Origin of the sequence: Tardiphaga sp. (genome assembly GCF_028290495.1) — a bacterium.
Classification (GTDB): domain Bacteria; phylum Pseudomonadota; class Alphaproteobacteria; order Rhizobiales; family Xanthobacteraceae; genus Tardiphaga.
Genome location: NZ_JAQGJT010000168.1, coordinates 1 through 11,718, shown reverse-complemented (window position 1 = coordinate 11,718; position 11,718 = coordinate 1). Strand labels below are relative to the sequence as shown.

At 61.5% G+C, this 11,718-nt stretch carries 10 protein-coding genes; 2 read left to right on the top strand and 8 right to left on the bottom strand.

The features are described 5' to 3' along the window. The first annotated feature begins 1,041 nt into the window (after positions 1–1,041). Both JWQ24_RS25265 and JWQ24_RS25260 read left to right on the top strand, forming a co-directional pair. Positions 1,042–2,961, top strand: a complete 1,920-nt coding sequence (locus JWQ24_RS25265; RefSeq protein WP_299814259.1) for an acyltransferase family protein — start codon at positions 1,042–1,044, stop codon at positions 2,959–2,961. A 362-nt stretch (positions 2,962–3,323) separates the two neighbouring features. Further along, the gene (locus tag JWQ24_RS25260; protein WP_299814256.1) at positions 3,324–3,479 is read left to right on the top strand and encodes a hypothetical protein; all 156 of its coding nucleotides are present in this window, start codon (positions 3,324–3,326) and stop codon (positions 3,477–3,479) included. Between the two features lie 60 nt (positions 3,480–3,539). On the opposite strand, the gene JWQ24_RS25255 is transcribed toward JWQ24_RS25260, so the two are convergent. From JWQ24_RS25255 to JWQ24_RS25220, 8 genes are all read right to left on the bottom strand, one after another. Then, positions 3,540–5,342 (bottom strand): hypothetical protein, encoded by a 1,803-nt coding sequence (locus tag JWQ24_RS25255; RefSeq protein ID WP_299814253.1) that lies wholly within the window; start codon positions 5,340–5,342, stop codon positions 3,540–3,542. A 55-nt stretch (positions 5,343–5,397) separates the two neighbouring features. Further along, complete coding sequence (locus tag JWQ24_RS25250) at positions 5,398–6,990, bottom strand: hypothetical protein (protein WP_299814250.1); 1,593 nt, start codon at positions 6,988–6,990, stop codon at positions 5,398–5,400. A 2-nt stretch (positions 6,991–6,992) separates the two neighbouring features. Further along, a complete protein-coding gene (locus JWQ24_RS25245) occupies positions 6,993–7,403 on the bottom strand; it encodes a hypothetical protein (RefSeq protein WP_299814247.1) in 411 nt (136 codons plus the stop codon). Further along, positions 7,400–7,810 (bottom strand): hypothetical protein, encoded by a 411-nt coding sequence (locus JWQ24_RS25240; protein ID WP_299814244.1) that lies wholly within the window; start codon positions 7,808–7,810, stop codon positions 7,400–7,402. The genes JWQ24_RS25245 and JWQ24_RS25240 overlap by 4 nt, the downstream gene beginning before the upstream one ends. After that, positions 7,811–8,506 (bottom strand): hypothetical protein, encoded by a 696-nt coding sequence (locus tag JWQ24_RS25235; protein WP_299814241.1) that lies wholly within the window; start codon positions 8,504–8,506, stop codon positions 7,811–7,813. Continuing rightward, the gene (locus tag JWQ24_RS25230; protein WP_299814239.1) at positions 8,506–10,278 is read right to left on the bottom strand and encodes a hypothetical protein; all 1,773 of its coding nucleotides are present in this window, start codon (positions 10,276–10,278) and stop codon (positions 8,506–8,508) included. Before JWQ24_RS25230 ends, JWQ24_RS25235 begins: the two co-directional genes overlap by 1 nt. Positions 10,279–10,670: 392 nt before the next feature. After that, complete coding sequence (locus JWQ24_RS25225) at positions 10,671–11,237, bottom strand: hypothetical protein (RefSeq protein WP_299814236.1); 567 nt, start codon at positions 11,235–11,237, stop codon at positions 10,671–10,673. After that, positions 11,237–11,548, bottom strand: a complete 312-nt coding sequence (locus tag JWQ24_RS25220; protein ID WP_299814212.1) for a hypothetical protein — start codon at positions 11,546–11,548, stop codon at positions 11,237–11,239. The genes JWQ24_RS25225 and JWQ24_RS25220 overlap by 1 nt, the downstream gene beginning before the upstream one ends. Between the last annotated feature and the right edge of the window lie 170 nt (positions 11,549–11,718).

The following is an 11,718-nucleotide window of genomic DNA, read 5'->3' as shown; positions in this document are numbered from 1 at the left end:
AATCCGCTGGCGGACTATTAATGTTCTTTAGTGGTTCATCAGGTCGAGACTGATCGACGGGCTCATTCTCATCTCTCCATGCGCAAGCGCAGCGCCGGCGGTATCCGGGCGGTCAGGTGGTGATCGGAATTTCAGATTGGTCGCCGGCGCCCCTCAGGCCGCGCCGGGCAATGCGCGATGCAACGCTTGCGGCTCAGGAAGACCGAGGACTAGGATTCTGGCAGTCGGAGGGACGGCCTATGTGCAACCTCGAAAGACTGATTATTGGACTTGGCGTCGGAGCCGGCGTGAGCGCCGCGGTCGCCGGCCTCCAGATGCTCCACTTTCTCACAACCTGACGCGCCCCGGACAGATGCGGCGTGCATCGCTCATTATCGTCATGGTCTTGGCTCTTGCGGCTTGGACCGGGATCGCTTGGCTCGCCATGAGGATCTTTGGCTGATCACTCTCAGGCTGCGTCGGAGCGCCCGTAGTACCTCATTGGTGCCAACAGGTGCGCGATTCGCCTCACTCGTAGGGGTGATTGCTGACATCGGTAATGTATCGGATATTCGCATCTCTCATCTCGCCCAAGCGGGGCGGGCCGATGCCGACTACTCTCTAGAATTGCGGCACAGGACGTAACGCGTTTGAGACATTCGCCCTCCGATCAGCAGAGGCGTTCAATGCAAATAAGTTCCATTGAAGAAGCGGACGAATTCCGTAGGTTAGATTACCTTGTTGCCAACTTGCTCTCGGGCGGGCGCATTCTGACACCGGACGAAAGTTTCCGCTGGAACGAACTTTTCAATCAGTACGTGTTTTCGCCTGTCTATCAACCTTCTGTGCCGTGGCAAGCCCGGATGTACTGAAGACCTAAGCGCTCCCTCATCAGGATTGCCATGCGTGTCCAAACCGCCACATGCCCGGCATTTAAAGGTTGTCAGAAGCGGTTGCTGCACCGCGGTACACGCAACCCGTCTTTACGCCCCAAGATTGAGCGTGTAGTTTTTTGCATGAACTGGGCAGCCGGCCCGGTGCGAGCCGGGTTGCGAACGCTCAGTGCACATACAGTCCAAATACCAGCCCCATATCGACGGACTCCGTGCCATCGCCGTGCTGGGCGTCATCTTCGCTCATTTGAATCTGATCCCGAGCGGACACTTCGCGGTCCCCGGCGGCTACACCGGCGTCGATGTGTTTTTCGTGATCTCTGGATTCCTGATCTCACGGATCATCTTCAACGAACGGGACGCCGGTACATTCTCGTACGTGACATTCTACGCTAGGAGAGCGCGGCGCATCCTCCCTGCCCTGTTTGGCGTGATTAGCGCCACGATAATTGCCGGCGGGTTCCTACTGCATCCGCTCGAATTTGAGGGCCTAGCGCGATCCACCGTTGCAGCTCTGGCCTTCTCAGCGAACATTCGTTTCTACCAGATCGCGGATTATTTCGGCCCCGCGGCGCACGACCTGCCGCTGCTCCACCTGTGGAGCCTTGGCGTCGAGGAGCAGTTCTATCTCGTCTTCCCGCCGGTAACCGCCTTGATACTGCGCTTTAAGCGTCCGGCAGTTGCGGTGATGGTAGCGATCATCGTGTCGCTGGCGCTGGCGCAGTTTATGCTCCCCCTCAATCAGCCCGCCGTGTTCTACCTGTTGCCTTTTCGCGCCTTCGAATTACTGATCGGCACACTGCTGGCGCTGCCGGGCTTCCGGAAAACGAGCAGCCCGAAAATCGCAGCGTTTACCGGCGCAGTAGGTCTGCTGCTGATCGCATGGTCGTTTCATTATCTTGGATCACCGGCCAGTTTTCCCGGCGCCCGCGCACTGCCGGCTTGCGTTGGTGCAGCCCTCATCATCTGGTCCGGCGAGCGGATCACTACCCTCCCCACGAAGCTGCTGGGCTTTGCGCCCATCGCGTGGATCGGCAAGATTTCTTATTCGCTTTACCTCGTGCACTGGCCGCTTCTGTTTTTTGTCAACCGCCTGCAGCAGGACGATCCCGCTAATGGCTTCATCGTGCTGGCCCTCACGGTACCGGCTGCGGCACTAAGCTACTATGGAATCGAGCAGCCCTTTCGGTCTAGCCTGCGGCTCAGTCCGAAAGCCACGCTCTCATTCGCTGGCGCTGGCCTTGCCGCGTTCGCCGCAGTCAGCATCGCGATCGTCGTCACCGGCGGCTTGGCTTGGCGGGTCGATGGCGAGGTGAACCGCCTCACAGCCTTTCTCAAGTACAGTAATGCCGAACAGTACAGAACCGGGTCGTGCTTCCTACCAAGTCCTGCCGACATTTTTACGAGCTTGAAACCGCAGTGCATGTCAAATTCACAGAGGCCAGTCCTTCTCCTTTGGGGCGATAGCGGGGCGGCGCACCTTGCTTCTCAACTGGCAAAAGCCTCTGAGGCAAAGGGTTACGATTTCCGACAAGCCACCGCGTCGGCATGCGCGCCCGCGGTAGACTTCGATTTTTCGGCGCGCCCCAATTGCCGCGAATTTAACGCCAGCACCCTGCAGAGAGCGATCGAACTGAAACCAGCACTCGTCGTACTATCGGCAGCATGGCCGGCCGTTAACGAAGTATACCCACATCTGGGAACGACGATCAGCAGGCTACAGGCGGCGGGCCTGAAGGTTGTGGTGCTAGGCCCGAGTCCCGCATATCACAAGGCCGTCCCGTTGATTCTGGCGGACAGATACCGAATGAACAATCCCGACCGGATGTCAGGCGACGATCTCAACAGCGGTCTTCTCGACTATCTCGAAAGGACCATCAAGGGCGTTGTAGCCCAGAACCCACCAGCGAAGTATATATCTGTTTTTTCGGCTACATGCCCTACAAAGAATTGCCCCTTGCTAACCGGAACCACTCCAGTGCAGTTCGATGGTTTCCATTTGACTGAACCCGGAGCTGAGCTAGTCGTCGACCGTTTCAGCAACCTCCTTTTTAAGGCAGCCATCGACCAACGAGAGAGTTCCAGATGACGCCGCATATGCAGAGCATGATGTCGACACTTTTCATTCTAGTGTTCGCAAGCACTATGCAGATGCAAGTCGCAACGGCAGTGCCAGATTTGGTTTCGACTTCACTCAAAGAAGGCGAGCCCCCACTTCGGAAGTACATCCCCCCAAAAACGCCGGATAATCTGAAGCTGCCGCGAGCGCCGGGGACGATGCAGCTGCCGCCTTGCCCTCCGAGTAATTCGCCCGAAGCCCCACGGGGCACCGCTGGACCGCCAACCTGCCGGGACATGGGACCCGGTTGAGCGTCGTCAGATATCTATTAGGCTAAGACAATCAATTGGCCGCCACTTCACGTCTTCCAGTTGCGGCGGTAGGGTCCGAATATGAACATAATCGAATTTCCGAGCAACAAACTCGACAAGCGCCTCACGCTCAAGGCGCGCTTCTTGATACTGTGGCGCGCCTTGGGGCCGCAGGAATATCCGCCGTTCACCCCCGAAGAGCAGGCGGCTTTAGATAAGCGAATCCATGACTGGTGAATTGCTCGGCCTATAACGCCGTAGCGCAGGCCCTGAGAGCATCATCCAGCCGGCTTGGGACTAGCCGATGAACCCAGCCTGCATTTCACCCCAGATGGCATGCCAATCACCCATGGGGTGAACGCCGTCCGGCAGCATCATCCCGGCGGCCGTCATTATAGGCTCCGAAATAGCAGTGTCTGTTTTGCTGATAAAAGGAATGCCGTTCTTAGCGGCGACTGTCATTGCAAGGTGCTGACGGTAGGCCTGAACTTCCAGCGACCTGGTGCCCGTCGTATACGGATTGCCCCCGACGACGATCACGTCCCCAAATAGCTTAAGTTTCGTGATCAGTGTCTGGAAGTTAGTCGCATAGGAGGCACCCGGCGATGCCGTTGGATCACCGTCGTTGATGGTCAAGTCAACGATCGTGAGTTTTGGCTGTAGCCAAGCAATGAACTTTAGCGGATCCCAAGGATAGGTGTCTCCAATAAAATGCACCATCGCGCCTCCGTTGATGGAGGCGTTGAAGATCCGAATGTAGGGTCCTGCGCTATTATCCCATGCCTGCCAGCCAATGAGCGGCGTATACCCACTATACGACGTGATGTTGTAGGTGTTGAGGCCGAGAGCCGCCGAAACATCCGCATACCCGAGACCTGCCGTCGTCGCCATATTTGCGGTGACCGGCGTGCCACCGTTGGCATCGATCCGCATAGTCCCGTAGGAGGGGTCCGTCGGAAAATAGATCCTTAGTATGTTCGTCGGCCGCTTTGGCTTCACCTTGAAAGGCGCGCCAGTCCCGTGAGCCTCGAACATGGCACCGCCGAGAGTCCAGAATGCAGACGGCACAAATGCACCCGTCTGGAGCACGCGGGCGTCAGCAACCGGCCTGCTGACCATCGCTCCTTCCCAATTCCCAGTGCCCAGCATGGATTCAGGCGTGGCAGGGTAGAACCGGTTGATCAATGACTCGCGCAACACAGTCGGCCAGGCGTAGTTGACGGAGTCGACATTGCTTGCGCCACCCGCGCCGTATCCGGCGCCCGTACTGTCACTGATTATCAAGATGTTGAGATCACCCGCGCCCGTATTCGGGAAGCGATTCTTCAGAAGCGTTAGCAGCGCATCCGAATAGACGGGCAGGAGATGCATCAACGGCCTGTGATGCACCACACCGGTATTGATGTTATCGGCAACGCGAAGAAGGGAACGGAGCCCTAGCGACTGCGAGGCCCGATAGGAAACGCCGCCGAGATCGTCGAGACTCGCGTCATTGCCGGGATAGACATCACTCGAAGTTGATTCCACGACCCAGTCATCGCCGACCGCAATAAGGCTAATTGCCTGATTGCCATCCGCACGCAGACCGACCTCGCGAGTGAGCGTCCCCTTAAATCGGATGTATGCAGGCGCTGCAACGATGAACGCTATGTCGTTGTCGAGCGCCAGTAACTTGACGCCCCAGCCCTCACGCACAAGCGAGGGTGAGAATAGTGCGACCGTTGCAACGCCGCCGAGGCCGCCATTGATCAGCGTAGCCGCCAAATCGTCGCCATCGATGCTATACGACAGCGTCGGCAGTGATCTCGCCTCCGGCTCCGCAACAACCTTCTCCCACCACGCGCCGTCGACGGACTGGCCCTTGCCGCCAACCAGCAGGGGCTCGGTCGGCCGTCGCACATACAGACCACCGCCAATGCCGCGCACGATCTTTCCAGATGTGCGCAGATGCGTGACAGTCGGCTCGATGGTGTCCGCCATCGCCTGCAGGAATGTCTCGTACGAGACCTGATCGCCCGGAGCGCCATCAGCGCCCTGCAGGCCGCGCGGACCACGAGGGCGCACATCAATGACGGCCGAGCGGAGTTCGGTCATGGGCATAGTTCGGGTCCTGTCTTGACTGCTGGTTTCTTTGATGATTGCCGGAATCTCGACGTTAGACGCCGATGTATTCCGTAATGACGACGATCCCCGCCGTGCCGGCGCCGCCGGTTGCGCTCCCGGCGTTTGCCCCCACGCCACCGCCGCCTCCGGCCCCATATCCGAGCGCGGCGTATCCGGTTGTGACTGCTGTGTTGACGTAGGGCTTTCCGCCGGAGCCGTAGGGCGATGATCCGCCAGCACCGGATGGAAGGTAAGCAGGGGCTGCTATTGACCCGATACCGCCAGATCCTCCCGCTATTCCGGGTGTCGTAATGTCTCCCGTACCCGCGGTACTGGCGAAGCCGCCCTCGCCAAAGATAGAGGTGGTCCCCGCGATGCCCGCGGCGCCACCTTTGCCTACACAAATCGTGCCGCCCAAAGTGGTGTCACCGCCCGCAGTACCGTTCGCGCCGGAGACTCCCGCGCCGGCGGCGCCGATCACAACCGCCTTGGATGCGCCAATATCTGCAGCCGTCACGCGCTTGATTGATCGTCCGCCGCCCTGCCCGCCGCCGCCCGCTCGTATTTCGCCCGCGTTCGTCACCGCTCCACCGCCGCCACCGCCGCCACCGATGCACTCCACTAACGCGTAGATCATCCCCGTTGTGGGCGTGTAAGTGCTTGACGCGGTGAAGGTACGCAGCACTATCGACGAGGTCCGGGAGACAGCAGCAATAGCCGCGGCCTGCGCGGTTGAAACCGGCTTGCTGGCGTCTGACGTGTTGTCGACGTTGCCGAGCCCGACATCGCCCTTGACGAGGCCCAGGGCTGCTTTGAATAAGGGGTAGGTCGTGCCGAGTATTACCTTGCCGCTCGGGCCGGAGAAAACTGCTGGCGTTCCGTCCGTCGCGCTGGCGGGGCCGATCACCGCGCCGTCGATATTGGCTTGGGTGATGGACCACGATGAACCAACCGTCGCATGGTTGCCCGTCGCCACGCCATCCGCCAGGCACAGCAACTGGTCTCCTTGCTCGACATTGACACCGGACGCGCCGCCGATCTTGCCGGCGGCACTGATGCGATAGGTCGCGCCCTTGTCCGCCGCCGGATAATTCGGATTCGTCGACGCGTCGACAACGCCCTTGAAAACCATCACGTCTTGCGCCGCGACGTAGGTCGAGATCGACGTATCCACATATTGCTTCGTCGCTGCCCCGAGCGCGACGGTTGGATCGGCATCGAGCAGCAACTTGCCGTTCGTGTCGAGCTTCATCTTCATCGAGCCTGCGATATACCAGGCATGCGCCGCCGTCGCCGGAGCCATGTAATCAAGCTGGCCCGCCGATACACCTAGGCCATACACTGTCGAATGATCAAGAAGGATGATCTTTGGGTTCTGGCCCGCCGCATTGGAGTAGCTCTTACCCATGCTGATGGAGTCAGGGGTTGCGGAAGGCGCAAGCGACGAGCCGTAGCCAACCCAGAGGCTCGTGCCAGAGCCATTGCCGGCAAGCCGAGAAATGACACTGCCCACGTAAGTCAGGATTGCAGACAACAGCACCCACTTCGAAATGGGCGAATCTCCCTGCGCAACGAGGACACGATCGCCGCCGCTAAGCGTCGTGCTGGCGGCCGTCTGGTCGATATTCTTTCTACGAAGCCACATGACTAACCAGTCTCCAAAACAGCGCCGCCGACATCGAGCACGTAGACCGGATCGGCGCGGACGGCGTCGGTGATGCCGCGCTTCACGAACACGCGCCCCTCTGCTTCACGCTTGCGCGCGCCGGCCGCATAGATCACCAGTACGTCGTAGACGTAGCTGCCCGGCACGAACTCCGCGACGGCGTCCTGCGGGATCGCCAGCGCCACGGTCTTCGCGCCGACATTCAGCGTGAAGCTGTTGCCCTCATCATTGGAGTCGGGCGTGCTGGAGAGGTCGACCAGGTCGTCGGGATGATCGGCCGAAAGGCGCACCTGCATCAGCGCTGTGGCGCCGGTGAGATCGCCGGCACCAGGCAGCGCGATGGTGGCGGCCCAATCTTCCGAGGTGTAAATCGTGAAGTCCTGCGAAATCATAAGCCACCTCGCCCGGCATGCACGATGAAGTCGCCGCGGAACACGTTGCGTTTCAGCGCATGGATGTGAACGCTGTCCTCGATCAAGGTGAAGAAGTGATGCCAGGCGCCGGCCGGGAAGATGTCGGCGAGCTGCGCCTGCTGGATGAATATCGTCACCGCGCCGCGAGCCGCGTCGTCGATCGAGATGTCACGCTGGTTGGCCGACGTGGCAACATAGATGGAATTTGAATGTCCGAACCGCGGCAGGATCGTCCATTCCAGCCGCTTGCCGGTGAGGTCGATTGGCTTCTCGCCCTCGCGCACCACGAAGCTGTCTTCCCAGTCTTGCGACAGATCGATTTCCCATTTCGCATAGGTGAACGGGCGATCGACGATCGACCGCGGCATCGTGATGGATCCGGACATTCAGGCGGCCTCGTCGAAGTTCAGGGTGACCGTGCCGAAGCGAAACAGGTTGAGGCTCTTCAGCGTCTCGATGCCCTCGTTGTCGGTCTGAAAACGCATCTTGCAGACCGGCGAGGTGAAGTTGACGGCGGCACTGATCGCGACGTCCTCGCGCAGCCACGGCCAGATCGTGAGGTCATACGGCCCGTCGCCGGCGACGCTCTCGATCGCATAGAGCCGGGGGCCGATGCTGAACAGGTGGCCGGGCTGCGGCGCGCTGCCTTTCACCATGGCAATGGTGAGCTCCGTATCGATCGCCGAGGCCGCCGCCGCGACCTTCGCCGTGATCAGCGTATCGGCCAGCCCGGCCGGCGCGGCAAAGGCCGTGCCGTCGAGCGACTTGAAGCGGTCGCGCGCATGGCCGGGCGTCTGGCGTCGGCCGAAGCGATCGACCTCCCAGGGCGCGCGCCCTCCGTCGATCGCTGGCAGCGCAACGGTGTTCAGCCTGCCGCGCATCGACAACAGGAACGCGCGAAGCGCCAGCACCGCGTCCGGCGTGCGGATCGGGATCTGGTAGCTCGCCTGCCAGCGGTCGACCATCTGGCCGGTCACCTGCTCGGTGCCGGAGATGGCCTGACCGCCGGACAGCGACTTCAGGAACGGGGCGAAGCCGCCGGCATTTGCGCTCGGCTTGAGTATCGCTGGGAATGTCAGCATCAGGTCACAACAATCCCGTCTACGATGACCCAATCCGACGACAACCCGCCGACGACCCAGCGCACGCGCATATCGTAAGTGCCCGCCGTCAACGTCGGCGTCGTTGCAGAAAGGCCGGACACGCCGATATCGACGGCAATCCAGTCGTCCGCCAGGGCGACGCTGTAGGCGGCCTCCGCCGCCGTGTCGTCGCGCCCCGACGGATTCCAGACAAGCCTGATGACACTCCCTTCAACGTCGGCCTCGACGCTGGCAGGCGACTCGATCACGTCGGGCCCGGCCGATCCCGGCACCGCGGGTGGCGTCCCCTCTTCCGTCTCTGGATCGAAGTCGAATGCTTCCTGCGGCAGCGACGCGACCGACATGGTGCAGGTCAGGGACGCCGTGTCGATCGACCACGGCGCGGTGAACTCGAATGTGCCGTCGATCATGAGTTCGGGGATCACCAGGTGGATGTAACGCTCCGAATAAGCGCGAATGCCGCTGAGGCGTGTCACGATGGTGCCGGACCACTCCGGCCGGGCGCGACACATCGCCAGCTTCATCAGGCGCCGCGCCTGCGGGTGGAACGGCACCCACTGCAGCTGGACGTCCTTCAATTCCTCGCGGCCGTAGCGGTTGATGCTGTCCTGGTCGAGCCAGGGGTCGGCATCCTGCTCCTGAAAATCCAGCAGCCGCTCGGTGTATTTGCCGGTGATCTTGTTCACCGGGGTCAACGTGTAGGCTCCGCCCTTGCGGAAGCCGGTGTAAGTCAGGATGTCGTCCGGCCCGATCGTGACGGTTGGCGCCACGACCTTGCCGACCTTGATGCCGATCGCGCCGTCCGGGCGCTGATAGATCCAGCCGTCGCAGGCGGCCAGCATGCCGGACAGTGTCGTCTTGGTCGGCGCCGGCAGATCGTAACCGCCACCGAGCGCGTATCGCATCCGGGTGCCGCCGCCCTTTAATGACAACAACTCGTCGCAGATGTTCGCTGCGGGAATCCAGTCTTCCGCAATCGCGGCATCGGTGAAGAAAATGCCATCGAAGGAGCCGAGACCCATGCCATCTTCATCGCGATGAAAGTCCAGAATGTTCAGAACGGCGTTCTCCGAAAAGCTCCAGCCGGCCTCGGTGTTGCGGTCCTGCCCGGGCTGGCGCGGATCCCACACCGGGCTGGCTGCCACCACCGAGCGGTGCACCGGCGTCTGGCCGCCCGGGTATACCTTGCTGAAGTCCTCCTGGCCGGGCTGCCGGGTCGTCAACAAGACCTTGGCGACGCCGCGCAGCCGGTGATCGACGGTCCAGATATCCGGGAAGAAGGCATTGACCGTTTCGACGACCGCTTCGTCATCGGTGCCCAGCGAGGCGGCCAGCGTCACAAAATGATTGTCTCCCATCGAGTAAGATTCGGTGACGACGCCGCCGCCATCGACAATCACATGAACGTCGGCAAGCCAGTGTTCCAGATAGTGGTCGAGCCGCCCCTGATTGAGGGCGTAGATCTGATACCGGATACCCGCTTTGGTTTCGGAAAACACCAGCGCGCCGCCGATCTTGACGTAGCCGTAATAGCGTCGGCGCGTCGGCAAGGCCTGCCGCGTGATGATCTGCCCGTCGCTGGCCTTCGATGTCGGCGCGTCCGGCGACAGCGCGTAGCTCGCGCCGATCGCCGCCGTCGCGATCGCGACGTTGCCGACGATGGCCGCGGTACTGGCGGACCATGTGAACCCGGCGATTGGCCCGGCCTCAAACACCGCGTTCAGAATGAGAAATCCGACCGTCTCAGCCATTCATGCACCAGGCCGCCACAACACGGACATTCGCCAAGGGAACGCGGGCGACACCACCGCCCTCCGACAGGACAAAGGACAAGCGCTGCATGACGATCGCGCCCACAACCGGAGCGCCTGCAATGCTCACCAAGGCGACGTCTCCTGTCGAAGGTCGTGACGTGCGCTTGATGCCAATGCTTCTATATCCCTGCGCGAACAATCCCTGCACACCACGCGCTCCCGCAAGGTTTGCCAGATCCTCATACGTTGCGTATTGCCCGCGGAACGATGCGCCAGGGTCGCGGCCCGTGACCTCGAGGCACCAGTCCGCCCCCCACAGCCCGCAATCGAACTCACCGAGCTTGAACGGGCGCGCCGCAGCGCCGACCAGGAATGCCGCCAGACGCAGCTCAATAGGCCGGCCAATTCTCTTTATGGAAGAGCAGGAACGGAACGCGCTCGCAGCCCCGATCGCCGGGGAAGCGGAGCTGCTGGTCCCGATCCGAATACCAACCGCCTCTTGGGTTGCTGCGTCCGACATACGGGCTCTCGTAGTTGATGGCGAGCGAACGGCTGTCGCCGTTGCGGGAGACCTCGATGCCGGTCATCAGGCCAAAGTCGAGCGGACACGGATTGCCGACCCGCCGGCGGTCGTCGAAGGCCTGCAGCAGGATCTGCACCGGTCGCTGCAGATAGTCGTCGGCACCGCCGATCGCGCGCGGCAGCAGATCCGGCGACACACCGGACGCTGTCAGCGTCCCTGATGGAGCCGTGCCGGACAGCGAGCCGCTGATGCCGCCAATGTTCACGACGTCGCCAACGCCCTCCCAGACGGCGCCATCGAGCGTCGGCAGCCGGCCAAAGCCGGTCCAGACCAGCTTGGTGGCCGATCGAAACGAGAACCGGATCAGGAACGCGACGCCCGCACTCGCCGAATTGGACGCCAGCAGATTGTCAACCTCAACCGGGAACGCCATTAGCCGAACCGCTGCTTGTAGTTCATGACCGCCATCGGCGCCTGTGCTGCGGCGGTGCGCAGCGTCTGCTGGCCATGCTCCTGCAGGATGGCGCGGAATTGCTGCTCGGTCATCTGCGAGCCGCGCGCGTCGATACTGTAGGACCGAGCGTCAGTCATGGCGCCGCCCCCGCCCGATCGTGCGGTTGGAATCTGCGGGATAATGGTGCCGCTCTGGTTCGGCACAAAAAGCTCAGGACGGTTCTCGCCGACGACGTAGGCCTGCCCTGCACTGACCGGACCACCCGAAGCGCGCGCGCCGATGCCGAGCAAGGACGCAAACGGCGAAAGCCCGCCAGACCCCGGCGCATTGAAGTGTTCCCCGTCAGCACCCCTGAGACAAATTGAGGGACTTCACGGAGAGAGGATTTCTGGTTCATCGTAGCCGTAAGGAGCGAAGATGAAACAGAAATCCGGACCGGGCAAAGCGCCCGCAGAACAAG

What these genes read in the sequence shown, in the direction of transcription:
- JWQ24_RS25245 (WP_299814247.1), bottom strand. Translation starts at nt 7,403, where the DNA reads ATGATTTCGCAGGACTTCACGATTTACACCTCGGAAGATTGGGCCGCC.
- JWQ24_RS25255 (WP_299814253.1), bottom strand. Translation starts at nt 5,342, where the DNA reads ATGCCCATGACCGAACTCCGCTCGGCCGTCATTGATGTGCGCCCTCGT.
- JWQ24_RS25230 (WP_299814239.1), bottom strand. Translation starts at nt 10,278, where the DNA reads ATGGCTGAGACGGTCGGATTTCTCATTCTGAACGCGGTGTTTGAGGCC.
- JWQ24_RS25235 (WP_299814241.1), bottom strand. Translation starts at nt 8,506, where the DNA reads ATGCTGACATTCCCAGCGATACTCAAGCCGAGCGCAAATGCCGGCGGC.
- JWQ24_RS25250 (WP_299814250.1), bottom strand. Translation starts at nt 6,990, where the DNA reads ATGTGGCTTCGTAGAAAGAATATCGACCAGACGGCCGCCAGCACGACG.
- JWQ24_RS25260 (WP_299814256.1), top strand. Translation starts at nt 3,324, where the DNA reads ATGAACATAATCGAATTTCCGAGCAACAAACTCGACAAGCGCCTCACG.
- JWQ24_RS25225 (WP_299814236.1), bottom strand. Translation starts at nt 11,237, where the DNA reads ATGGCGTTCCCGGTTGAGGTTGACAATCTGCTGGCGTCCAATTCGGCG.
- JWQ24_RS25240 (WP_299814244.1), bottom strand. Translation starts at nt 7,810, where the DNA reads ATGTCCGGATCCATCACGATGCCGCGGTCGATCGTCGATCGCCCGTTC.